Below are 23,014 nucleotides of genomic sequence, written 5' to 3'. Positions count from 1 at the left end.
GAGTCTTCGCCAAACATCTCCCTGGGGTTATGGGTCCCGGCCTTCGCCGGGACGACGGTAGCGAGAGAAGTTTACTCACGACGCCTTCCTGATCTTGAAGCTGGCCAAATAGTCCTCCGGCTTGGCCGGATCGAATGTCTTGCCCATCACCGCGAACGACTTGTAGCTGCTCGTGGGCGGGGACAGCCCCATCTCGGTCATCAGCTTCTTCGTATCGGTCGCCAGGTACACCTGCTCGGCGACCGTCTTATAATCGACGTCGCCCTTGATCTGGCCCCAGCGCTTCATCTGCGTCAGCATCCACACCGCAAAGGACTGCCAAGGGAACGGATCGAAATCGACCCGCTTGGCGTCGGTCTTCACCCCGCCGAGGCCGTCGGCGTAGGTGCCGGTCAAAACTTGCTCCAGCACCGTGACCGGCGCGTTGATGTAGTTCGCCGGCGCGATCGCCTCCGCGATCTGCTTGCGGTTCTCCGCCTTCGACGCATAGGCCGTCGCATCGACGATGGCCCGCGTCAGTGCCGCAAAGCTGTTCGGCGCCGTCGTGATGAACTCGCGGCTCGCAGCAAAGCTGCAGCAGGGATGGCCGTCCCAGATCTCCTTGGACAAGAGATGCATGAAACCGACGCCGTCATAGATCGCGCGCTGGCAGATGTTGTCGGGCGCGAGGAAGCCGTCGATGTTGTCGGCGCGCAAATTCGCGACCATCTCTGGCGGCGGTACCGAGCGGAGCTGCACGTCGGTATCGGGGTCGAGACCGGCTTCCGCGAGATAATAGCGCAGCAAATAGTTGTGCATGGAATAGTCGAAGGGAATGGCGAACTTCAGCCCCTTCCAGTCCTTGGGATCGCGCCTGTCCTTGTGCTTGGCCGCCAGCACGATGCCCTGCCCGTTGATGTTCTCGATCGCCGGCACGGCAAAGGGAATGGCGTTCGCACCGAGCCCCAGCGAGATCGCGATCGGCATCGGCGCCAGCATGTGTGCCGCGTCGTATTCCTTGTTGATGGTCTTGTCGCGGATCACAGCCCAGCCGGCGGTCTTGACCACTTCGACGTTGAGGCCGTGCTTGGCATAGAAACCGAGCGGGGCCGCCATGATGATCGGCGTCGCGCAGGTGATCGGGATGAAGCCGACCTTGAGGTCCTTCTTCTCGGGCGCGCCAGTCTCGGCAAACACCTCGGTTGCGGTCTGAAGCGGGAAGAACTGCGACAGCGCGGCCAGCGCCGTCGAGGCCCCGACCGATTTCAGAAACGCGCGCCGCGCCATATCTTGCGGAAACATCGCGCGCATCACCGCGGAGGCAACGACGCCCGCGTAACGCGTCTCCTCGCTGCAGCGCAGGGCCGCGCTCGCCTGCTCGTGCTCCGCCGCCGATCGGTGCTGGCCACAGACACAACCGGCTCGAAGGTTTCGATCGGGATCAAACGGATTGTCGAATGTGGACATCGGACCTCCTGCGCGTCATTGCAGAAGGAATTACGCAAGGAGCATGCCATCGCCGGATCGCGAGGCAGTGCGTTGATGACGCAGCACTTTCCGTCGCGCTTGGTCGCTACGAAAAGTCGTGATAAACGAAAATTCGTAATCAAATGACGAGATTTCGTAATGGCAATGACGCCAATGCCCGGCCGCGACGATGCGGCCGAAACCATCGATCCGCGCACCGCGGCGTTTGAGTCCTCAGTGGAAGCGACGCTGCTGGTCGATCCCTCCCGCGATCAGATCATCGACGCCAATCCGGCGGCCTGCACCCTGCTCGGCTACGACCGCACGCTGTTGCGGCAGACCAGAGCCAGCACCCTCCACGTCGGCCAGCTCCCGGCGCTGACCGTGTTCACCCAGGCCGTGCTGCACAAGGGCGCCTACTGGACCACGGCGCTCACCCCGCGCCATGCCGCCGGGCAAAATCTCAGGCTCGAATATGCCGGCTGCATCCTGCCCCATGACGGCCGCACGCTGGTGCTGCTCACCCTCACCGATCTCGAAGCGCGCCGTCGGCGCAACGTCGACGCCGCTGCCGAAGACCACATGCGCGGCGGCATCTCGACCTGGCAACGGGTCGAACGCGTATTCCAGGACATCGAGCGCGAGAACCAGCTGATCCTGCGCGCGGCCGGCGAAGGCATCTATGGCGTCAACGCCGAGGGCAAGACCACCTTCGTCAACCCGGCGGCGGAGCGGATGCTCGGCTGGACCGCCGAGGAGCTGGTCGGCAAGGAAATCCATCCGATCGTGCACCATACCCACCATGATGGCCGGCACTATCACAACCACGACTGCCCGATCTATGCGGCGTTCCGCGACGGTGCCGTGCATCAGGTCGACGGCGAGGTGTTTTGGCGCAAGGACGGCTCGCCGGCCTGGGTCGAATACACCTCCACTCCGATCCGCGACCGCGGCGTGGTGGTCGGCGCGGTCGTGGTGTTTCGCGATGTCAGCCAGCGCCGCGAGGCCGACGAGAAGCTGCATGCCGCGCTTGCCGAGGTCGACCGCCTGCGCGAGCGTCTCGAGCTCGAAAACGCCTATCTCCAGGAAGAAATCCGCATCGAGACCAATCCCCGCGGCATCATCGGCCAGAGCGAGGCGATCCAGAAGACGCTGCGCCAGGTCAAGCTGGTGGCCCCGACCACCGCGGCGGTGATGATCACCGGGGCATCAGGCACCGGCAAGGAGCTGATCGCCCGCGCCATCCACGAAGCCTCGGGTCGCAGCGACCGGCCGCTGATCCGCGTCAACTGCGCCGCGATCCCGCGCGAATTGTTCGAGAGCGAGTTCTTCGGTCACGTCCGCGGCGCCTTCACCGGCGCAACGCGCGACCGCATCGGCCGATTCGAGCTTGCCGACGGCGGCACGTTGTTTCTGGACGAGGTCGGCGAGATCCCGCTCGAACTCCAGGGCAAGCTGCTGCGCGTCTTGCAGGAAGGCAATTTCGAACGCGTCGGCCAGGAGCGCACGCGCGCGGTCGACGTGCGCGTCATTGCGGCGACCAATCGCGATCTCAAGCAGGAGGTGCAACGCGGACGCTTTCGCGAGGACCTCTATTTCCGTCTCAACGTATTCCCGATCGAGACCGTCCCCTTGCGCGAGCGACGCGAGGACATTCCGCTGCTCGCCCAGCATTTCCTGACGCGTGAGAGCAAGGCGTTGAAGTCGAACCTGCGTCTGTCCGAAGGCGATGCGCGGCGGCTGACCCGCTACGACTGGCCCGGCAATGTCCGCGAATTGCAGAACGTGATCGAGCGCGCCGCAATTCTGTCTCAGAACGGGCGGCTGCGCATCGATCTGCCCGACCCCTCCGGCACGCAAGCTCCGAGCGGCGCTGCACGCCCGAAAGCCGATGTGCGCCCCGCAGTCATGACGTCATCGGAAATGCGCGATCACGAGCGCGCCAACATTTTGGCGGCGCTCGAAGCCTGCGCAGGGAAAGTCTTCGGCCCCGGCGGCGCGGCCGAGATGCTCGATATCAAGCCGACCACGCTGGCCTCGCGGATCAAGGCGCTTGGTATTGCGCCTCGTCCGCGGGCGGGTCTCAACGGCTAGAATTTGGCGAGGCACGGTCGCGCGCCTCGGTTCACCTCTCCCGTAGGGAGAGGTCGGATCGCATCGAGAGATGCGATCCGGGTGAGGGCTTACGGTCTCACCAAACGCAACGCCCCCTCACCCGGATTGCGCTGGACGATGCTTCGCATCGCCAGGAGCAATCCGACCTCTCCCCGTCGGGGAGAGGTGGACCGAGCCCTACGGCAGCGGCACGCTATCACGCCGCCTTGGTCGTGACACCCGTCGCAACCGGCAATCCCTGCTCGATGGGCAGCGACGGATCGCGCGACCATTCGTTCCAGGAGCCAAAGTACATCCGCACGTCCTTCACGCCGGCGTTCTTCAGCGCCAGGAACGTGTTCGAGGCCCGCGCGCCCTTGAAGCAGTAGAGATAAACCGGCGTCGTCTGCGAGATGCCGACAGTGGCGCATTCGGCCAGAATCTCGTCCTTGGACTTGAAGCGCGGGCCCTCGGCGGTCGGCTTCATCATGCGGTACCATTCCAGCCACACCGCGCCGGGAATGCGGCCCTTGCGCGGGCAGAAATCTTTGCCGTATGGGGACGAGCTGTCGCCGATCCACTCATCGACGTCGCGCACGTCGAGGATGGCGATGCCGGGCTTGCCGACGGCCCCAAGCATGGTCTTGGCGTCGATCAGGATCTCGCCCGCCTCGGGCACGATCGTGAACGAGGCCTTCGCCGGCGTCGGCACGTCCTTGGTGACCGGCAATCCGGCTGCTGCCCAGGCATCGAAACCGCCATGCAGCACCTTCACCTTGGGATAGCCGAGCATGGTGAGGAGATAGTAGCCGCGGCAGGACTGGCCGAAACCGGAGTTCATCGACTGCTCATAGACCACCGCTGTCTCCGTTCCGGAGAGACCGGCGGCACCAAAGGCGTCGGCAAATTTGGACTTGAGCTCGTTGATGCCCTCGGGCGTCGAGGTCGCAAGATAGGTGAAGATGTCGTGCACATTCACGGCATTGGGGAGGTGCCCGGCGCCGTAGGCGTCGGGATTGCGGGTGTCGATGACGACACAGGGCTCGGTCTTCAAGAGATCGGCAAGTTCGCTGGCAGAGATCAGAACGTCCGTCATTGGCAGCCTCTCCGTTGAGGTTGATGGTGGTCTTAACAGTCGTCTTGGCAGTCGTCTTGGCAGTGGTCTTCGTGTGGACTCGTGAAGATCAGGAATCGGCGAGCATCTTGCGTAATTGCTTGGTGGCAGGCGTGACGATCGCGACGAAATAGGCCTCGCGCAGTCGCCGCTGCGCGCGGTGGCTTTTGAGATAACCGCGCGCGCCACAATGCAGCATCGCCGAATGCGCCGCCGCGACGCTGGCGTCGCCGGCACGAAGCCTGAGTGCGATCACCTTGCGCCAGTAGGTCTCCTCCTCGTTGTAGGGATCACGCGCCAGCGCCATCGTTTCGGTCTCGAGCTCGGCGGCGAGATCACGAAAATGCACCGGCTGCTGCGGCAGATAGCGGTTGATATGGCCAAGGGGGCTGTCGACTTCGTCCATGATGTTGATGCAGTCCCTGATCACGCCGAGCGCCATGCCGGCCTGGAGCAGGATGAAGCCGGCGCGGATCTTCCTGACGAAGGGACCGGCGGGATCGGCCAGGATCAGCTCGTCCGGCACGAAGACGTCGCGGAACTGGACGCCATAAGTGCCGGTGCCGTCCATGGCGAGGAACGGCTTGCACGGCGTCAGCGTGATCGCTGGGTCCGAGCAATCGGCCAGAAACATCACCGTGCCAGGCTCGCCTTTTGCGATGCCCTGATCGTCCTCGCGTTCGAAGATCGTGCCGAAATAATGGTCGGGACCGAGATTGGAGACCCAGGGCAGCGCGCCTCGCACGATGTAGCCGCCGTCGACCTTGCGCCCCCTCAGCTTGAGCTTCTCGATGCCGAAGAAGCTCTTCATTGGGTTGGAGAGGCCGGTGCCGCCGAGCACCCGCCCGGTGGAGAAAGCGTCGCCGAAGCGTTTTGCCAGCTTCAGATTTGTTGAGTTCGCGGCGTACCAGACCAGCGTGTTCTGGCACCAGGCCATGAAGGCGGTGGCGCCGCAGACCTCGCCGATAGCAGCCATCGCCTGGATCGCGCAGCGCAGATCCGCGGGGCCTTCGTGCGGGACGTGACTGCCCCAGGCGCCGACCGCGCCGAACTTGCGCAGCGCCTCGGCCGGATAGACCGTGCCGGCATCGATGCCGGCAGCGAGCGGCGCGAGCTGCTCCCGCGCGATCCGCGCCACCTCTCCTGCAATGGACGGTGCGGGATGATCCAAAACGTCGACCCGCGATAAAGCCAGTGAACCCATGATCGTCTCCCGCACCCCAGTTGCTGATTGCTGTCTTCTAAATGCCAACCTCGAGATTGACCGGACGGGTGAAGGTGTTGGCGACCGGCGACCACTTCTTCACATGGGCGACCAGAGCGTTGATCTCGTCCGGCGCGATGCCCTCGCACTCCATGTCGACCTTGACGCGGACGTCAGTGAAGCCGACCGGCTTGTCGGAGGTGTCGCCGGTGCCCCAGACCGCAGTGATGTTGAGGTCGCCCTCGAGCTCCAGCTCGAGCTTGTTGACGATCCAGCCGCGATGCACGGCGTTGGCGTGCAGACCGACGGCGAGGCAGGAGCCGAGCGCGGCGAGCGAGGCTTCCGACGGATTGGGCGCGGTATCGTCGCCCAGAAGCCCCGGGGGCTCGTCGACGATGTAGGGCGGCAAATTGCGGATGTAATTGGCGTGGCGGAATTTTCCCTCCGCGACCGTCTTGCACTTCAAGGTCTTGACGACCTTCGGATTGGCCTTGCCGCTCGCGATCAGTTGCTCGAGGCCATTCTTGTCGATGGGCGCGAGGCACCCCGTCAGCACTGTCTTCTGAACGACGGCAGTCATCATTTTCTCCCCTGGCAGAAGTGGAAATCGGCAGGATACCGAACGGTCTGTTTCCTTGCATGGAGCGTGCCACAGCAAGCCGAAAACAAAACGCGAAGCATTGGAGCCGCTTAGGTGTCCCTGCCTGCGGATTGATCAGCCGCAGCTTGCTTAAAGGCGAAGCAGATGCGCTTGCGCATGCGAATCTTTTCGGCGCCGAACAGATGCGGCTTGCTGATGCGGCGCAGCTGCGGGTAAGTTCGAGTCCATGGCTAAGACGTCATCGAAGAAAAAATCGAATTCGCCGTACGCCGGTGCTGGCGCAGGCGACGACGAGTCCGCGCGCGGGCGTTTGCTGAGCGCCGCGACCCATCTGTTCTGCAAGAACGGCATCAATGCCACCGGCATCGATGCGATCATCGAGGAAGCCGGCACCGCGAAGACCACGCTCTATAAATTGTTCGGCTCCAAGACCAACCTCGTCAACGCGGTGCTGGAGAGCGAAGGCAAGCAGTGGCGCGAATGGTTCATTGGCGCGATGGAGCAAGGCGGCGGCGACCCGCTGGCGAAACTGACGCGCATCTTCCCCGCGCTGAAGAGCTGGTTCGCCGAAGAACGCTTCTACGGCTGCCCCTTCATCAACGCCGTCGGCGAGCACGACAAGGATCAGAAGCTGTTCCGCAACATCGCGTTGAAGCACAAGAAAATCGTGCTCGGCCACATCGAGAAGCTCGCCAGCGAGCTGGGCTCCAGCGAGCCCACCGTGCTCGCGCACCAACTCGGGCTCATCATCGACGGCGCCATCGTCGCAGCCATGATCTCGCGCGATCCAGGCGTCGCGGATACGGCCGCGCTCGCGGCAAGTCCCCTGCTCAGCCAGTCGAAGACGAAGAAGAAACGCGGAGCGGAGCAGCTCGAGGCGGTGTGATCGGTCTCATCCGTAGCCCGCATGAGCGCAGCGACATGCGGGAACACCGTCCCGGATATCGCTCCGCTCATCCGGGCTACGAAGATTCAGGGGGTGGGCAAAGGCGCGCAGCGCCGTGCCCACGACTTCTGTCTCAACATTGCCAATCGACATCGGTGGGCACGCTTCGCTGTGCCTGACAACCGTCAGCGGCTCGCTCGCAGCGCGCCAAGCTCAATGTCGGCGGCCTGCTTCTCGATAAACGTCTTCGGGCAATCGGCTGCAGCCTGCTCGAACAGCTTCAAGGCCTCTTCTTTCGAGCCGCTCTGCAGTGCGCGCTCAGCAATATAGAAATTCGCCTCGCAGACCTGCGCCTTCTTCTTCGTGGGGTCGGCATCGTCCGCCGCGCTGAGCACTTGCTCCGGCGTCATTGTGCCAAGAAAGAGATTGACGATCGGCGCGGGCCATTTCGCCGCGTCCAGCTGCTTTGCAGCCTCGCTCAGCTGGCTCGGTTGGTCACTGCGCCTTGCAACAATTTCGCGCCATACGACCGGATAGGCATCCTTTGGATTGAGCAGGATCGCCTGATCCAGGTCGGCCAACGATTTGGTGAATGAAGCACTCTGCCAATAGACCCTCGCGCGATGAAAGTAGGCGCGCGCATCCTTGGCATCGAGTTGCACGACTTGATCGTAGTCCGCGATCGCACGGCTGAAGTCCCCCTTGGTTTTGTACGCGTTGCCGCGAGACGATATTGCATCCTTGTCCTTGGGATTGAGGCGGATCGCCTCATCATAGTCTGCGATAGCGCGGTCAAGGTCCCCTTTTGCGTAGTAGGCCACACCGCGGGCGCGGAGCGCAGGTCCATCCCCCGCAGCGAGTACAATTGACTCACCAACGACGGATGCAGAAATGGGGTCGGCGCCCTGACCTTGAATCTGAGGCTGCCGATCGCCAGGGAATCCTTGATCCTGATGTGCCAGCTGGATTGCCTGGTTGTAATCGGCAATCGCGTGATCATAATCGCCTTTTCGAGCGTAGGTGACGCCCCGACAGCCGTAGGCAGATCGGCTTTGTGGATTCAACTCGATGATCCGGTCATAGTCGGCGATAGCGCGGTCGAGTTCGCCCAGCTGAGAAAAGGATTCGGCTCGGAAGTAGTAGAAATACTCGTTCCTTGGCTTGATAAGCATTGTTTGATCGAGTTCGGCCAATGCACGCTCTCTGTTGCCCTTGGCGAAGTAAACCCGGCCGCGGCACAATTGACCGCCGCCGGTTTGGGGGCTGATCTCGACCGCTCGATCACAGTCGGCCATGGCCCGATCCGGATCCCCCTTGCGGACGTAAGCGAGGCCCCGTTCGACATGCGCTATGACATTGTCCGGATGGATCAGGAGGGCCTGATCATAGTCGGTGATGGCGCGGACGAAGTCGCGTCTCGCCGAATAGACGTGAGCACGTCCGAGATATGCGTAGGTATTCTTCGGATCAAGCTCGATCACCTTGGCATAGTCTGGCAGCGCGGCCTCGGGCTCTCGCTTTTGGAGAAACGCAGAAGCTCTCGCGATACGGGCGTTCAGATTGGCCGGATCGCGCTCGATGATCTGGTTGTAGTCCGCGATCGCAAGATCGATCTCGCCCTTCTGGCGGTAGAACATGGCGCGGCGGAAGTACGCCATGATCACGCCTTGCTGCATGCCCGTCGCCGCCTGAATGATGGCGGAGCAGCCCGCGATGCGGTCATCAACGCTGAAATTTCCGACCGCGTTGCACTTGGCGGTCAAGGGCATTTCCGCGCGAGCGCCTGATATTTCGAGCAAGGCCGTCAGCGCCAAAACACTGAAGCTTGCTACCGCACAAATGAGTGCGCGGCCGATCATTCCCAACATACAGTCCCCAACTCAATTCCCGAGGACTGTCATAGCAACCGATGGCGAGTTTGCACAGCCCTCGGTTGCGTCGTTGGCAAATGGAGCTCCAGCTGGCCGAAAGCTTGGAGCAGGCTAGTGCCGTAGGGTGGGCAAAGGCGCGCAGCGCCGTGCCCACAAATTCTGTCTCAACATTGCCGATCGACATGGTGGGCACGCTACGCTTTGCCCACCCTACAAGACCGATGCGCGACGAGACCTACGCGCTCTGCGCCATCATCCCGGCAAGCCGCACCAGCTCCGTCTCCAGATCGCGCTCCACATCCGCCGCGCGGATCTCCAGCACACGATAATCCCGCGCTTCGAGCCACACACGCCGCGACGCACGGTCGGCGGCGATGGTCTCGCCCTCGCCCGGGTTGACCAGCTCGATCGCGATCCGGTGCGGGAATGAGACGAAATCCGGGATATGCCGCCCCACCGGGGTCTGGCGCTTGAACTGGCCGGCGAAACGACGATCACGGGTCAGGGCATGCCAGAGCAGGCGCTCGGCATCGGTCGGATTGCGGCGGAGCAGGCGGGCGAGGCCGCGCACGGTCGAGCCGCTGTCGGGCACGCCGCCGCCCTGCCCGTGCTCAGCCAAGAGCGCGCGCAGGCGCGTGGCCTGCTCGCCGTCCAGCACGCCGCCCTTGGCCGGGCCCTTGCGCCCTTCCGCGATCGCCATCACCACGCCGTGGAGCGTGTGCATATCCTGCTTGGTCGGCTCCATCCGGCTGAAGATGTTGCGCAGGTTGACCAGCATGGTGTCGCGCTTCTCGGCGGGGCGCAGGAATTCGACCTTGTCGAGCTCGCGCACGAGGTTGTCGAAGAAGGCCTGCATCTGGTGCTGCGAAGCGCGCTCGGACCGCTCCGGCATGGCGTGCGGCAGCTCGCCGGATGTGGCTCGTTTGAACCATTCATAGCCGACCAGCAGCACGGCCTGCGCGAGGTTGAGCGAGGCAAAGCCCGGATTGACCGGGAAGGTGATGATACGGTTGGAGAGCCCGACCTCCTCGTTGGTCAGGCCCCAGCGCTCGCGGCCGAACAGGATACCGGCCTTGCCCCCGGTGGCGATGTGCCCCGAGATCTCGGCGACGGCGGCTTCCGGCCCGACCACCGGCTTGGCCTGGTCGTGCGCGCGGGCGGTGGCGGCGAACAACAGGTCGAGATCGGCGACCGCCTGCTCGACCGTCTCGAACAATTCGACCTTTTCCAGAATCTGATCGGCGCCGGCGGCGGCGCGCTGGGCCGCGATGTTGGGCCAGCCGTCGCGGGGATTGACGATGCGAAGCCGGCTCAGGGCAAAATTGCCCATGGCGCGCGCGGCCATGCCGATGTTTTCCCCGAGCTGCGGCTCGACCAGGATCACGATGGGACCATCGAGAGAAAGCCCCGCCTTGCTCTTGTCAGTCCCCGACATCTCGCTTCGCTTTCACGCTGTCTCTCAAGGCCTTGCAGAGGCCACTTCAGGAGTTGATTCAAGCCGGCCCACCGGGCGGGCCGCCCCGTCCGCCTGTCGTTTGCCTGTCCTGACAAAATTCTCAAGGGAAATAACGGGTTGGATTCGACTTTTGAATCTCGCCTGGAACATGACCCGGGTCCGGCCGAGGGCGGGCTGCCGCTGCCCGTCTGCGCAAGCTGGATGAGCTAAAAGTGCATAATCCCTTGGCTTTCGCCCGCCGCGCGGCGGTGCTAAGAGGCGCCGGATATTCCCATGGCGCACCACAAGCGCCGTTCCCAAGAGGCTTCCCCGATCATGGCAAAAATCAAGGTATCCAATCCCGTCGTCGAACTCGATGGCGACGAGATGACCCGGATCATCTGGCAGTACATCAAGGACAAGCTGATCACTCCGTTCCTGGATGTCGAGCTGCTCTATTTCGACCTGGGCATGGAGCACCGCGACCACACCAACGATCAGGTCACCATCGACGCCGCCGAGGCCATCAAGAAGGTCGGCGTCGGCGTCAAGTGCGCCACCATCACCCCGGATGAAGCCCGGGTGAAGGAGTTCAACCTCAAGCAGATGTGGAAGTCGCCGAACGGCACCATCCGCAACATCCTCGGCGGCTGCATCTTCCGCGAGCCGATCATCTGCAAGAACGTGCCGCGCCTCGTTCCCGGCTGGACCAAGCCGATCATCATCGGCCGCCACGCCTATGGCGACCAGTACCGCGCCACCGATTTCAAGTTCCCCGGCAAGGGCACCCTGTCGATGAAGTTCGTCGGCGAGGACGGCACCGTGATCGAGAAGGAAGTGTTCAAGGCCCCCGATGCCGGCGTCGCGATGGGAATGTACAATCTCGACGACTCCATCATCGACTTCGCCCGCGCCTCCTTCAATTACGGCCTGCTGCGCGGCTATCCGGTCTATCTGTCGACCAAGAACACGATCCTGAAGGTCTATGACGGCCGCTTCAAGGACATCTTCCAGGACATCTTCGACCGCGAGTTCAAGAAGGAGTTCGACGCCAAGGGCCTGACCTACGAGCACCGCCTGATCGACGACATGGTGGCCTCGGCGCTGAAATGGTCCGGCGGCTATGTCTGGGCCTGTAAGAACTACGACGGCGACGTGCAGTCCGACACGGTCGCGCAGGGCTACGGCTCGCTCGGCCTGATGACTTCGGTGCTGCTCACCCCCGACGGCAAGACGGTGGAAGCCGAGGCTGCCCACGGCACGGTGACCCGCCACTACCGCGAGCACCAGAAGGGCAAGGAGACCTCGACCAACTCGATCGCGTCGATCTTCGCCTGGACCCGTGGCCTGTCGCATCGCGCCAAGCTCGACAACAATGCCGAGCTCGCCAAGTTCGCGAACACGCTGGAGAAGGTCTGCGTCGACACCGTCGAGGCCGGCTACATGACCAAGGATCTCGCGCTCCTGGTCGGCGCCGACCAGCGCTGGCTCTCGACCACCGGCTTCCTCGACAAGGTCGCTGAGAACCTGACAAAGGCGCTGGCGGCGTAAGCTGCCAACTCCACGCGTCATTGCGAGCGTAGCGAAGCAATCCAGAATCCCTCCGGGGAAACAGTCTGGATTGCTTCGTCGCATCAGCGCAAAATTGCTCTGCAATTTTGTCGCGAGCTCCTCGCAATGACGAGAGTTCTCATCCGGGGAAGTGCCATGCCGACATCGAAGAGCCTTGCATTCGCGGCCTTCGCGCTGGCCAGCACGCCCGCATTCGCCGCCGACCCGCTCCCCGAGGCCATCGCCGCGCCGGGCGAGAGCGTTGTGCTCAGCGTGCACGCCGAGGGCGCGCAGGTCTATGAGTGCAAGGCCGGCACTGACGGTAAGCACGCCTGGACCTTCCGCGAGCCGATCGCGACGCTTCTCTCGGATGGCAAGACCATCGGCCGCCACTATGCCGGCCCGAACTGGAAGCACGCCGACGGCAGCGCCGTGGTCGGCAAGGCCATCGGCAATGCGCCCGGCGCAACGGCGAGCGATATCCCCTGGCTGAAGCTGGAAGTGACCGCTCACCGCGGCAGCGGCGTGCTGACGCCCGTGACCACGGTCCAGCGCATCAACACCCGTGGCGGCAAGCTCGACGGCGCTTGCGACAGGGCTGGCGAGTTCAGGAGCGTGCCCTACTCCGCCGAGTATGTTTTCCTGAAGAAGGGCTAACCCGCGGCGGACCTCGTCAGCGCGCCTTGCCCCCATCTTCCTTCTCCGCCTGCGCCAGCTCCGCCGCAGCGAGATCGCCGGTGTCGGCGAGCCTCGCTTTCGCAGTGTTGTGGACGTGGGCGGCCAGCGTCGGCATGCGCGCGATCAGCGCGTGGAAATCCTGGGCGTCGAGCACGAGCAGCCGGGTCTTGCGCGTCGCCGTCACCGTGCCGCTGCGTTTTGTTTTGTGCAAGAGCGCGATCTCGCCAAAGAAGGTGCCGTCCGCAAGCCGCACCTGCTGGCTCGGCAGCGCGATCTCGACCTCGCCGGCGGTGATGAAATACATCGAGGAGGCGACATCGCCCCGCCGCACCAGGATCTCGCCCTGTTCGATGGTGCGTGCCCTGAGCAGCCGCATGATGTCGGCGATCTCGGCCGCCGACAAATGCGAGAATAGCGGCACCCGCGCCAGCATGCCCCAGGTGACGATGAAATCGCGCCGCTTCACCTCTTCGGCAAAGGCGGTGGAGATGATCGCGACCGGCAGCGCGATCATGGCGAAGCCGCTGACGATGGCGAAGGTGGAGACGAACTTGCCGAGCGGCGTCACCGGCACGACATCGCCATAGCCGACGGTGCCGAGCGTCACGATCGCCCACCACATCGCCTGCGGGATGGTGCCGAGCTTCTCCGGCTGCACGTCGCGCTCGATGGCGTAGAGCAGCGAAGCAAAGGTCAAGACCACGCCGATCAGGATGACGATGCAGCCGATCAGCGCGCGCCGCTCGGCATGCACGGCCGCAAGCAGCGAGCGCATCGCCGGCGAATAGCGGATCAGCTTGAAGAACGGCAGTACGCCGAGAGCTGCCAGCGTCGCATGCCGGCCCGTGGCCAGCACGATCGCTGCGGGGAGGAACGCCATGAGGTCGATGATGCCGAGCGCGGAGAAGGCGTAGCCGAGCCGGTCGGACAGCGCGGACGCCTTGCGCTGCGTGTGGCCGGCCACGGTCCACAGCCGCGCCGCATATTCCAGCGCGAACACGATCACGGACAGGATGGTGATGCCTGCGAACAGCGTGCCGAATTGCGCGTCCAGCTCAGGCACCGAGGCGAGGATCATCGCCGCCACGTTGATCACGATGACGCCGATGATCGCCTGGATGAAGCGCGACCCGACCGAGTAGGCCAGCGGATCGTGCTCCAGCAATTCGAAGAGGCGATCCCTCAAATCGGGATCGCGAAGCCCACGTCCTCGCGGAACGGGGGACATAGGGCTTTAAGCGCCTGCCATCGCTTTTTCGATCGCCGAGAGCGCCGCGGCCGCATTGGCGCCGTCAGGGCCGCCGGCCTGCGCCATGTCGGGCCGGCCGCCGCCGCCCTTGCCGCCGAGCGCTTCGGAGGCGATGCGGACGAGGTTCACGGCGTTGAAGCGCGCGGTGAGATCCTGCGTGACGCCGACCACGACGCCGGCCTTGCCGTCCTCGGTGACGCCGACGATGGCGACGACGCCGGAGCCGATCTGCTTCTTGCCGTCGTCGGCGAGGCTCTTGAGATCCTTCATCTCAATGCCCTCGACCGCGCGCGCCATCAGCTTGACGCCGCCGGCTTCGCGCACGCCTGCCGCCGCGCCGTTACTGGACGACGCGCCGCCGCCCATCGCCAGCTTCTTGCGCGCGTCGGAGAGCTCGCGCTCGAGCTTCTTGCGCTCCTCCATCAGTGCTGTGATGCGCGCCGGCACGTCGTCGATGGACGTGCGCAGCTCGTTCGCCGCGGTCTTCGCCAGCGCCATGGTGTCATTGGCGTGCTTGCGCGCATAATTGCCGGTGAGCGCCTCGATGCGGCGCACGCCGGAGGCGACCGCGCTCTCGCTCGTGAGCGTGATCAGGCCGATGTCGCCGGTGCGCCTCACATGGGTGCCGCCGCAGAGCTCGACCGACCAGCCGAGCGCGTTGGCGCCGCGCTCGCGCGCGGTCCTGCCCATGGAAACGACGCGGACCTCGTCGCCATATTTCTCGCCGAACAGGGCGCGCGCGCCGGCCTCACGGGCTTCATCGACACCCATGATACGCGTGGTGACCTCGTCGTTCTCCAGCACCACGTCGTTGGCGATGTCCTCGATGCGGGACAGCTCCTCCGCCGTGATCGGCTTCGGATGCACGAAGTCGAAGCGCAGGCGGTCGGGCGCGACCAGCGAGCCGCGCTGGGCGATGTGATCGCCGAGCACCTGACGCAGCGCCTCGTGAATGAGATGCGTCGCCGAGTGATGGGCGCGGATCGAGGAGCGACGCCCATGATCGACCTCGAGCTGCAGCGCGGTGCCGAGCTTCACTTCGCCGCTCTCGACCGTGCCGATGTGGACGAAGAGATCGCCGAGCTTCTTCTGCGTGTCGGTGATGCGGACCTTGATGCCGCCCTCCCCGAGCAGCACGCCGGTGTCGCCGACCTGGCCGCCGGATTCCGCGTAGAACGGAGTCTGGTTCAGCACCAGCGCACCGGTCTCGCCGGCCTTGAGGCTGTCCGCCTCCTTGCCGTCCTTGACCAGCGCGGAAACCACGCCTTCGGCGCTTTCGGTCTCGTAGCCCAGGAATTCGGTTGCACCCAGCTTCTCGCGCAGCGGGAACCAGATCGCCTCGGAAGCCGCTTCGCCCGAGCCCTTCCACGACTCGCGCGCCTTGGCTTTTTGGCGCTCCATCGCATCGGAGAAGGCCGCCTGGTCGACGCCGATGCCGCGCGACTTCAGCGCGTCCTGCGTCAGGTCCAGCGGGAAGCCGTAGGTGTCGTAGAGTGTGAAGGCGACGTCGCCATCGAACATGTCGCCCTTCTTCAAGGACGCGCTCTTTTCGTCGAGGATGGCGAGGCCGCGCGCGAGAGTCTTGCGGAAGCGGGTCTCTTCCAGCCGCAGCGTTTCCTCGATCAGATTCTCCGCGCGCATCAGCTCGGGGTAAGCCTGGCCCATCTCGCGCACCAGCGCCCAGACCAGCCGGTGCATCAGCGGCTCTTTCGCGCCAAGCAGCTGCGCATGGCGCATCGCGCGGCGCATGATCCGGCGCAGCACATAGCCGCGGCCCTCGTTCGAGGGCAGCACGCCGTCGGCGACGAGGAAGGCGGAGGAGCGCAAATGGTCGGCGATGACGCGGAACGACGCCACTGTCTGCTCGCTCGGCCCGGCGCCGAGCGCGGAGGCCGTCGCATCGATCAGATTGCGGAACAGGTCGGTCTCGAACACGCTCTCGACGCCCTGGAGGATGCAGGCCATGCGCTCCAGGCCCATGCCGGTGTCGATCGAGGGACGCGGCAAGCCTACGCGCTCCTCCTTCGTCACCTGCTCGTACTGCATGAACACGAGATTCCAGAATTCGAGGAAGCGGTCGCCATCCTCTTCCGGAGAGCCTGGAGGCCCGCCCCAGATGTGCTCGCCGCGGTCGATGAAGATCTCCGAGCACGGGCCGCACGGGCCGGTGTCGCCCATCGCCCAGAAATTGTCCGAGGTCGGGATTCGGATGATGCGGTCATCGGAGAAGCCGGCGATCTTCTTCCACAGGCCGGCCGCCTCGTCGTCGGTGTGATAGACGGTGACGAGCAGCTTGTCCTTCTTCAGCCCGAACTCGGCAGTGATCAGCTTCCAGGCGAGCTCGATCGCGCGCTCCTTGAAATAGTCGCCGAACGAGAAGTTGCCGAGCATCTCGAAGAAGGTGAGATGGCGCGCGGTGTAGCCGACATTGTCGAGATCGTTGTGCTTGCCGCCGGCGCGCACGCATTTCTGCGACGTGGTGGCGCGCTGATAGAGCCGCTTCTCGACGCCGGTGAAGACGTTCTTGAATTGCACCATGCCGGCATTGGTGAACATCAGCGTCGGGTCGTTGCGCGGCACCAGTGGCGAGGACGGCACGATCTCGTGGCCGTTCTCGGCAAAGAAGTTCAGAAAGGTCGACCTGATCTCGTTGACGCCGCTCATGTTCATCCAATCGAGTGTGCCTGGACCCGCGCTTCCCGCCATAAAAACCGGACGTTAAGGCTGATATCTGCGGGCCAAAGCGCTTTTAGACAAGGCCAGCTTCGCTGTCCAGAAACTGTGCAAGCAGATCAGTGGGTTGCCGCAGGCGCGCAATCCCGTAGCAATCCCGGTTGAAAGGCGAAGCCGCCGCGTTGACAGGCTTGGCCGCCCTGTGGTCTTTACCTATCTATATCGTACGGCCACGTCGGGAGAGACCGGCACTGGTGCCGGCGCCGAAGGAGCAACCGCCCCGGAAACTCTCAGGCAAAAGGACCGCGTGGCTTTGACGACATCTGGAAAGAGGCGCCGACGGGCAATTACCTTTTAAAAGGGGGTGGCCCGGACCAGCGTCCGCCGACGGGATAATACTCTCAGGCACAGCGACAGATGGGGCTTCGACTGGTTGCTCCCGGGGAATCGTCCCCGGGGAACCGCCGAGGGCCCCTGTGATGCTTCCACCCGACGACCACGCCCCCCTCAGACGAACGCCCCTTTACGACCTTCATGTGTCGCTTGGCGGCAAGATGGTGCCGTTCGCGGGCTATGACATGCCCGTGCAATACCCCGCGGGCGTCCTGAAGGAACATCTCCATACCCGCGCCTCTGCCGGCCTGTTCGACGTCTCCCACATGGGCCAGATCGCACTTCGGCCAAAGTCCGGCAGGGTCGAGGACGCCGCCCGCGCGCTGGAGCGGCTGGTGCCGCAGGATATCGTGGCGATTGCACCAGGACGGCAGCGCTACGCCCAGTTCACCAATGCGGATGGCGGCATCCTCGACGATCTGATGGTCGCCAATTTCGGCGATCACCTGTTCCTGGTCGTCAATGCCGCCTGCAAGGACGCGGACGAGGCGCATCTGCGCGCGCATCTCTCCGGCGACTGTGTCGTCGATTCGCTTGCCGACCGCGCGCTGATCGCGCTCCAGGGCCCGAAGGCGGAATCGGCGCTGGCGAAAATGTGTGCAGTGGCGCCCTCCATGACATTCATGGACGCCGGTCCTCACGAGGTCGCCGGCCTGCCCTGTTTCGTCTCGCGCTCGGGCTATACCGGCGAGGACGGGTTCGAGATTTCCGTTCCCGCTGGCGATGCCGAGCGTCTCGCCAAGACGCTGCTCGAAAACCCCGACGTGATGCCGATCGGCCTTGGCGCCCGCGACAGCTTGCGGCTGGAAGCCGGCCTCTGCCTCTACGGCCACGACATCGACACCACCACCACGCCCGTCGAGGCCGCGCTGGAATGGTCGGTGCAGAAGAGCCGCCGCACTGGCGGCGCGCGCGCCGGCGGCTTCCCCGGCGCCGAGAAGATTCTCGCTCATTTCAACCACGGTGCGTCCCGCCGCCGGGTCGGCCTGCGCGCCGAAGGGCGCGCGCCGGTGCGCGAGGGCGCGCTGCTGTTTGCGGATGCGACGGTGGGCGAGCCGATCGGCAAGGTCACATCGGGCGGCTTCGGCCCGAGCCTGAATGCACCGGTGGCGATGGGCTATGTGCCCACGAGCCAGAGCGCGCTCGGCACCAAGCTGTTCGCCGAGGTGCGCGGCCAGCGCCTGCCCCTGCAGGTCGCCGCCATGCCCTTCGTCAAAAACACCTACAAACGCTGAGGATTCGACAATGACCACGATGCTGTACACCTCCGACCATGAATGGCTCGCCATCGAGGGCGACGTCGCCACCGTCGGGATCACCGACTACGCGCAGCAGCAGCTCGGCGACGTCGTGTTCGTCGAACTGCCCAAGCTCGGCCGCGTGCTGAAGAAGGCGGAAGCTGCCGCCGTCGTGGAATCCGTCAAGGCCGCCTCCGACGTCTATGCCCCGGTCTCGGGCGAAGTGCTCGAGATCAATCCCGCACTCGCCGCCGAGCCGGCGCTGGTGAACTCGGATGCGCAAGGCGCCGCCTGGTTCTTCAAGATCAAGATCGCCGACAAAAGCGAGCTCGGCGGCCTCATGGATGAAGCTGCGTACAAGGCACATACGGCGTGAGATGAAGCGAACTGTAACCTCATTCTCGATGTCATCGTCCGCGAAGGCGGACGATCCAGTACGCCGCGGCTTCTCGGGTCAAGCACGAACGGCCGCGTTTACTGGATGCCCCGCCCCAGTGCGCAAGCGCGCACAAGGCGGGCATGACAGCGAAATTTAAAGCGAGGACCCAATGATGACCGCGCACCGCAAATCCAATGGCGAGGCCGCCGCCAGCTTCGTTCGCCGCCACATCGGCCCCTCGGCAGGCGACATCACCGCGATGCTCGAGGCCGTCAGCGCCAAGAGCGTCGACGCGCTGATGGCGGAGACGCTGCCGGCCTCGATCCGGCAGGCCGCCCCGCTCGATCTCGGCAAGCCGCTGAGTGAAACCGAGGCGATTGCGCATATGGCCGAGCTGGCGCGGCAGAACCAGGTCTTCACCTCGCTGATCGGCCAAGGCTATTCCGGCACGATCCTGCCCGCTGTGATCCAGCGCAACATCCTCGAAAATCCGGCCTGGTACACGGCGTATACGCCCTATCAGCCCGAGATCAGCCAGGGCCGCCTGGAAGCGCTGCTCAACTTCCAGACCATGATCTGCGATCTCACCGGTCTCGACGTCGCCAACGCTTCGCTGCTGGATGAGGCGACGGCGGCGGCCGAGGCCATGGCGCTCGCCGAGCGGCACTCGCAGGTGAAGGCAAAGGCGTTCTTCGTCGACAAGGACGTGCATCCGCAGACGCTCGCGGTGATGCGCACCCGCGCCGAGCCGCTGGGCTGGAGCCTGATCGTCGGCGACCCCCTCACCGATCTCGACAAGAGTGACGTGCTTGGTGCGCTGCTGCAATATCCGGGCTCTTCGGGCGCGGTGCGGAACTTGCGGCCCGCGATTGCGGCGCTGAACGCCAAGGGCGCACTGGCGATCGTTGCCGCTGATCTGCTGGCACTGACGCTGCTGGCCTCGCCCGGCGAGCTGGGTGCCGACATCGCGATCGGCTCGGCGCAGCGCTTTGGCGTTCCCATGGGCTATGGCGGACCGCACGCGGCCTATATGGCGGTGCGCGATGCGCTGAAGCGCTTGCTGCCCGGCCGCATCGTCGGCCTCTCCGTGGATTCGCGTGGGATGCCTGCCTATCGCCTCGCGCTGCAGACCCGCGAGCAGCACATCCGCCGCGAGAAGGCGACCTCCAACATCTGCACCGCGCAGGTGTTGCTAGCCGTGATCGCCTCGATGTATGCGGTCTATCACGGCCCCGAGGGCCTGACGCAGATCGCACGCAACGTCCACCGCCGCGCCGCGGTGCTCGCCGCGGGCCTGCGCAAGCTCGGCTTTGCGCTCCAGTCGGACAGCTTCTTCGACACGCTCAGCGTCGATGCCGGCGCCAAGCGCGTCGAGATCGTCGCGCGCGCCGCTGCCGAGAAGATCAATCTTGGAATCGGTGATAGCGGCTTGCGCATCGCGCTCGACGAGACCACGACGCCCGCGACGGTGGAAGCGGTCTGGCGCGCCTTCGGCGGCACACTCGCCTACGCCGAGATCGACGCCGAGACGCGCGAGGCGCTGCCGGACGAGTTGAAGCGCACCACCGCGTTCCTCACCCATCCGGTGTTCCACGCGCATCGCTCGGAGACCGAGATGCTGCGCTACATGCGCAAGCTCAGTGATCGCGACCTCGCGCTCGACCGCGCCATGATTCCGCTCGGCTCCTGCACTATGAAGCTGAATGCGACCACCGAGATGATGCCGCTGACTTGGCCGGAGTTTGCGACGCTGCATCCGTTCGCTCCGCGCGAGCAGGCCGCCGGCTATCACGCGCTGTTCGCGCGACTGGAAAAGTGGCTGTGCGACATCACCGGCTATGACGCGATCTCGCTGCAGCCGAACTCGGGCGCGCAGGGCGAATACGCCGGGCTGCTCGCAATCCGTGGCTATCACGCGTCGCGCGGACAGAGCCAGCGCAAGATCTGCCTGATCCCCTCCTCCGCCCATGGCACCAACCCGGCTTCGGCCGCGATGGTCGGCATGGACGTGGTGGTGGTCGCCTGCGAGAAGAATGGCGACGTCGACGTCAATGATCTCCGCGCCAAGGCGGAGAAGCATTCCAACGATCTCGCCGCGGTCATGATCACCTATCCCTCGACCCACGGCGTGTTCGAGGAGCATATCCGTGAGATCTGCGACATCGTGCACGGCCATGGCGGCCAAGTGTACCTCGACGGCGCCAACCTCAACGCACAGGTCGGCCTTAGCAGGCCCGGCGAATACGGCGCCGACGTCAGCCACCTCAATTTGCACAAGACCTTCTGCATCCCGCATGGCGGCGGCGGCCCCGGCATGGGCCCGATCGGCGTTAGAGCGCATCTCGCCCCGTTCCTCCCCGGCCATCCCGCAACAAAGGCGGACGCCCCGGTCGGTCCCGTGTCGGCCGCGCCGTTCGGCTCGGCCTCGATCCTCACCATCTCCTACATCTACATCTTGATGATGGGCGGTGAAGGATTGAAGCGTGCGACCGAAATCGCGATCCTCAACGCGAACTACATTGCGGCCCGTCTCGACCCGCATTTCGCGGTGCTCTACAAGAATGCGAAGGGCCGCGTTGCGCATGAATGCATCGTCGACCCCCGTCCGCTGAAGACGACGAGCGGCGTCACCGTTGATGACATCGCCAAGCGCCTGATCGACTACGGCTTCCATGCGCCCACCATGAGCTTCCCGGTGCCGGGAACTCTGATGATCGAACCGACCGAGTCGGAATCGAAGGCCGAGCTGGACCGGTTCTGCGACGCCATGATCGCGATCCGGAAAGAAATCGCCGAGGTCGAAGCCGGCCGCTTCAAGATCGAGGCCTCGCCCTTGCGCCACGCTCCGCACACCGTGCACGACATCGCGGATGATGCGTGGAATCGTGCCTACACCCGCGCCGAAGGCTGCTTCCCCGACGGCGTCTCGCGTACCGACAAATATTGGAGCCCGGTCGGCCGTGTCGACAATGTCTATGGCGATCGTAACCTGGTGTGCTCCTGCCCGCCGGTGAGCGATTACGCCGAAGCCGCGGAGTAAGACGCGACGGAGGTCTCGTAGGGTGGGCAAAGCGGCTTGTCCGCCGTAGCTCGAAGAGCGAAGGCGGAAGCGTGCCCACCACCTTGCCTTTATTGAAATATGGTGGGCACGGCGCTTGCGCGCCTTTGCCCACCCTACGGCACTGAACGCGACCTCTAAGGCCCAACCAACAATCGGCTTTCGCGATCCCAACGCCAGAGACGTTCATTGGTCAGTTCAGTACCGCCCCACCAACGTTTGATCGTGTTGTGACGCCACATGTCGTCTTCGCGCGCGAGAAGTGAACGCCCGAGTTCAGTCAGCGTGACTTTCCACTCACTCTTGCCGAAATAGCGGGCCTCGTTGTCGAACGCCGGATCGCCCAACAAGACCGGCGGCGCCGAATGTTCCGCCAGTTCGAGCAAGGCATAGCGCGCGTCGTTTCCGTCGAATACATCGCGAAGGCACCTGGCATCGCAGACGCGCCTCGGGTCGGTGTGCCCTTCGTTCACAAAATCCAGCAGATCCATTTCAGTTGCACCGAGTCCCGTCACGCTGTCCGGAAGCTCTTCAAGCATCGCAATGAGCGCCGATCGAAGTCTCGGCAGGACCATCAGATCCGTCATCAGCAGATCGAAACAGGGTGCCGGCGTCGACGCCCGATAGGCCCGCCAGGCGCGGCTTGCCGTCATCAAATGATTGTCGACCACCTTGAAGGCCGGCAGCTTCCATTTTGCGACCGATTGCGGAGCATAGTTCGCAACAATGTCATCCGTATGCACCAAGCTCAGCTTCGTCGTGATCTCCTTGTAGGGGCGAAGAAGGTCGAGCAGCCAGACGAGCACAAGCTGATCATTGGGCAGGGGATCGACCCATACTTCGATTGAGTCGAACTTCGCACACAGCTCGAAGAAACCGATATCGCGCGTGCCGAAACCTTCCAGCGAGCCGCGACAAACGTCGTCGAGCCAATGATCGCCTGGATTACGGTGCTTTTCCGATCGCCGCTCCAGCCCCATCAAAAGTTGCTCCTCGGAAGGTAATTTCCCCGAGACGAAGCGTAGACAGAATCCGAGCGCGATGTTCGCAGCACCCGATTGGCGAAGCGTGTTTGCCGCAAGATCGTTCGTGGCCAGGATCAGATGTGACACGGTCGCCTCTCAAATTGATACGTAATACAGGG

At 64.2% G+C, this 23,014-nt stretch carries 16 protein-coding genes and 1 riboswitch; of the genes, 7 read left to right on the top strand and 9 right to left on the bottom strand.

Translation table 11 applies throughout. The features are described 5' to 3' along the window. Nucleotides 1–75 precede the first annotated feature (75 nt). Nucleotides 76–1,446, bottom strand: a complete 1,371-nt coding sequence (locus AAE027_RS24230) for a CmpA/NrtA family ABC transporter substrate-binding protein (RefSeq protein ID WP_370988877.1) — start codon at nt 1,444–1,446, stop codon at nt 76–78. 159 nt (nt 1,447–1,605) lie between these two features. Here AAE027_RS24230 and AAE027_RS24225 point away from each other — a divergent pair, with 159 nt between their 5' ends. Further along, nucleotides 1,606–3,540, top strand: coding sequence for a sigma 54-interacting transcriptional regulator (locus AAE027_RS24225; RefSeq protein WP_370988876.1), 1,935 nt, complete (start codon nt 1,606–1,608; stop codon nt 3,538–3,540). A 217-nt stretch (nt 3,541–3,757) separates the two neighbouring features. On the opposite strand, the gene AAE027_RS24220 is transcribed toward AAE027_RS24225, so the two are convergent. The 3 genes from AAE027_RS24220 to AAE027_RS24210 form a co-directional block, all read right to left on the bottom strand. Then, on the bottom strand, nt 3,758–4,636 hold the full coding sequence (locus tag AAE027_RS24220) for a sulfurtransferase (RefSeq protein ID WP_370988875.1): 879 nt from the start codon (nt 4,634–4,636) through the stop codon (nt 3,758–3,760). A gap of 88 nt (nt 4,637–4,724) precedes the next feature. After that, nucleotides 4,725–5,858, bottom strand: a complete 1,134-nt coding sequence (locus tag AAE027_RS24215) for an acyl-CoA dehydrogenase family protein (protein ID WP_370988874.1) — start codon at nt 5,856–5,858, stop codon at nt 4,725–4,727. A 37-nt stretch (nt 5,859–5,895) separates the two neighbouring features. Beyond that, nucleotides 5,896–6,438, bottom strand: a complete 543-nt coding sequence (locus tag AAE027_RS24210; RefSeq protein ID WP_091889076.1) for an OsmC family protein — start codon at nt 6,436–6,438, stop codon at nt 5,896–5,898. A gap of 247 nt (nt 6,439–6,685) precedes the next feature. Between AAE027_RS24210 and AAE027_RS24205 the strand changes: the two genes are divergently transcribed. Next, on the top strand, nt 6,686–7,345 hold the full coding sequence (locus AAE027_RS24205; RefSeq protein WP_370988873.1) for a TetR/AcrR family transcriptional regulator: 660 nt from the start codon (nt 6,686–6,688) through the stop codon (nt 7,343–7,345). Between the two features lie 185 nt (nt 7,346–7,530). On the opposite strand, the gene AAE027_RS24200 is transcribed toward AAE027_RS24205, so the two are convergent. Further along, nucleotides 7,531–9,213 carry a tetratricopeptide repeat protein gene (locus AAE027_RS24200; RefSeq protein WP_370988872.1) on the bottom strand — a complete coding sequence of 561 codons (1,683 nt, stop codon included), beginning with the start codon at nt 9,211–9,213 and terminating at the stop codon, nt 7,531–7,533. Between the two features lie 238 nt (nt 9,214–9,451). Beyond that, on the bottom strand, nt 9,452–10,651 hold the full coding sequence (locus AAE027_RS24195; RefSeq protein ID WP_370988871.1) for a TrmJ/YjtD family RNA methyltransferase: 1,200 nt from the start codon (nt 10,649–10,651) through the stop codon (nt 9,452–9,454). A 336-nt stretch (nt 10,652–10,987) separates the two neighbouring features. Between AAE027_RS24195 and AAE027_RS24190 the strand changes: the two genes are divergently transcribed. Both AAE027_RS24190 and AAE027_RS24185 read left to right on the top strand, forming a co-directional pair. After that, nucleotides 10,988–12,202, top strand: coding sequence for an NADP-dependent isocitrate dehydrogenase (locus AAE027_RS24190; protein WP_091889082.1), 1,215 nt, complete (start codon nt 10,988–10,990; stop codon nt 12,200–12,202). A gap of 156 nt (nt 12,203–12,358) precedes the next feature. Continuing rightward, nucleotides 12,359–12,859 (top strand): DUF3455 domain-containing protein, encoded by a 501-nt coding sequence (locus tag AAE027_RS24185; RefSeq protein WP_370988870.1) that lies wholly within the window; start codon nt 12,359–12,361, stop codon nt 12,857–12,859. A 16-nt stretch (nt 12,860–12,875) separates the two neighbouring features. Here the strand turns inward: AAE027_RS24185 and AAE027_RS24180 are convergent, their stop codons facing one another. Together AAE027_RS24180 and alaS are read right to left on the bottom strand one after the other, a co-directional pair. Then, entirely contained in the window at nt 12,876–14,108 is a 1,233-nt protein-coding gene (locus tag AAE027_RS24180) for a cyclic nucleotide-gated ion channel (protein ID WP_370988869.1), read from the bottom strand. A 6-nt stretch (nt 14,109–14,114) separates the two neighbouring features. Continuing rightward, nucleotides 14,115–16,793: an alanine--tRNA ligase gene (alaS, locus tag AAE027_RS24175; protein ID WP_370988868.1), complete on the bottom strand. Its 2,679-nt coding sequence runs from the start codon at nt 16,791–16,793 to the stop codon at nt 14,115–14,117. A gap of 235 nt (nt 16,794–17,028) precedes the next feature. Then, nucleotides 17,029–17,117: riboswitch (glycine riboswitch) on the top strand. A gap of 164 nt (nt 17,118–17,281) precedes the next feature. On the opposite strand from alaS, the gene gcvT reads away from it, so the two are divergent. The 3 genes from gcvT to gcvP all read left to right on the top strand — a co-directional run bounded on the left by gcvT (nt 17,282) and on the right by gcvP (nt 21,852). Beyond that, nucleotides 17,282–18,430 carry a glycine cleavage system aminomethyltransferase GcvT gene (gene gcvT / locus AAE027_RS24170; RefSeq protein ID WP_370988867.1) on the top strand — a complete coding sequence of 383 codons (1,149 nt, stop codon included), beginning with the start codon at nt 17,282–17,284 and terminating at the stop codon, nt 18,428–18,430. Between the two features lie 10 nt (nt 18,431–18,440). After that, complete coding sequence (gene gcvH, locus AAE027_RS24165; RefSeq protein ID WP_370988866.1) at nt 18,441–18,809, top strand: glycine cleavage system protein GcvH; 369 nt, start codon at nt 18,441–18,443, stop codon at nt 18,807–18,809. A 175-nt stretch (nt 18,810–18,984) separates the two neighbouring features. Next, nucleotides 18,985–21,852, top strand: coding sequence for an aminomethyl-transferring glycine dehydrogenase (gene gcvP / locus AAE027_RS24160; RefSeq protein WP_370988964.1), 2,868 nt, complete (start codon nt 18,985–18,987; stop codon nt 21,850–21,852). Nucleotides 21,853–22,007: 155 nt separating this feature from the next. On the opposite strand, the gene AAE027_RS24155 is transcribed toward gcvP, so the two are convergent. Beyond that, nucleotides 22,008–22,982, bottom strand: a complete 975-nt coding sequence (locus AAE027_RS24155; RefSeq protein ID WP_370988865.1) for a hypothetical protein — start codon at nt 22,980–22,982, stop codon at nt 22,008–22,010. Nucleotides 22,983–23,014 lie beyond the last annotated feature (32 nt).

Source organism: Bradyrhizobium sp. DN3 (genome assembly GCF_041357655.1).
Lineage (GTDB): Bacteria > Pseudomonadota > Alphaproteobacteria > Rhizobiales > Xanthobacteraceae > Bradyrhizobium.
The sequence above is the reverse complement of the archived record's forward strand: the minus strand, read 5'-3'. Positions and strand labels throughout refer to the sequence as shown.

What these genes read in the sequence shown, in the direction of transcription:
- AAE027_RS24225 (WP_370988876.1), top strand. Translation starts at nt 1,606, where the DNA reads ATGGCAATGACGCCAATGCCCGGCCGCGACGATGCGGCCGAAACCATC.
- AAE027_RS24230 (WP_370988877.1), bottom strand. Translation starts at nt 1,446, where the DNA reads ATGTCCACATTCGACAATCCGTTTGATCCCGATCGAAACCTTCGAGCC.
- gcvT (WP_370988867.1), top strand. Translation starts at nt 17,282, where the DNA reads ATGCTTCCACCCGACGACCACGCCCCCCTCAGACGAACGCCCCTTTAC.
- alaS (WP_370988868.1), bottom strand. Translation starts at nt 16,793, where the DNA reads ATGAGCGGCGTCAACGAGATCAGGTCGACCTTTCTGAACTTCTTTGCC.
- gcvH (WP_370988866.1), top strand. Translation starts at nt 18,441, where the DNA reads ATGACCACGATGCTGTACACCTCCGACCATGAATGGCTCGCCATCGAG.
- AAE027_RS24190 (WP_091889082.1), top strand. Translation starts at nt 10,988, where the DNA reads ATGGCAAAAATCAAGGTATCCAATCCCGTCGTCGAACTCGATGGCGAC.
- AAE027_RS24195 (WP_370988871.1), bottom strand. Translation starts at nt 10,651, where the DNA reads ATGTCGGGGACTGACAAGAGCAAGGCGGGGCTTTCTCTCGATGGTCCC.
- AAE027_RS24210 (WP_091889076.1), bottom strand. Translation starts at nt 6,438, where the DNA reads ATGACTGCCGTCGTTCAGAAGACAGTGCTGACGGGGTGCCTCGCGCCC.
- AAE027_RS24185 (WP_370988870.1), top strand. Translation starts at nt 12,359, where the DNA reads ATGCCGACATCGAAGAGCCTTGCATTCGCGGCCTTCGCGCTGGCCAGC.
- gcvP (WP_370988964.1), top strand. Translation starts at nt 18,985, where the DNA reads ATGACCGCGCACCGCAAATCCAATGGCGAGGCCGCCGCCAGCTTCGTT.
- AAE027_RS24220 (WP_370988875.1), bottom strand. Translation starts at nt 4,636, where the DNA reads ATGACGGACGTTCTGATCTCTGCCAGCGAACTTGCCGATCTCTTGAAG.
- AAE027_RS24205 (WP_370988873.1), top strand. Translation starts at nt 6,686, where the DNA reads ATGGCTAAGACGTCATCGAAGAAAAAATCGAATTCGCCGTACGCCGGT.
- AAE027_RS24200 (WP_370988872.1), bottom strand. Translation starts at nt 9,213, where the DNA reads ATGTTGGGAATGATCGGCCGCGCACTCATTTGTGCGGTAGCAAGCTTC.
- AAE027_RS24215 (WP_370988874.1), bottom strand. Translation starts at nt 5,858, where the DNA reads ATGGGTTCACTGGCTTTATCGCGGGTCGACGTTTTGGATCATCCCGCA.
- AAE027_RS24180 (WP_370988869.1), bottom strand. Translation starts at nt 14,108, where the DNA reads ATGTCCCCCGTTCCGCGAGGACGTGGGCTTCGCGATCCCGATTTGAGG.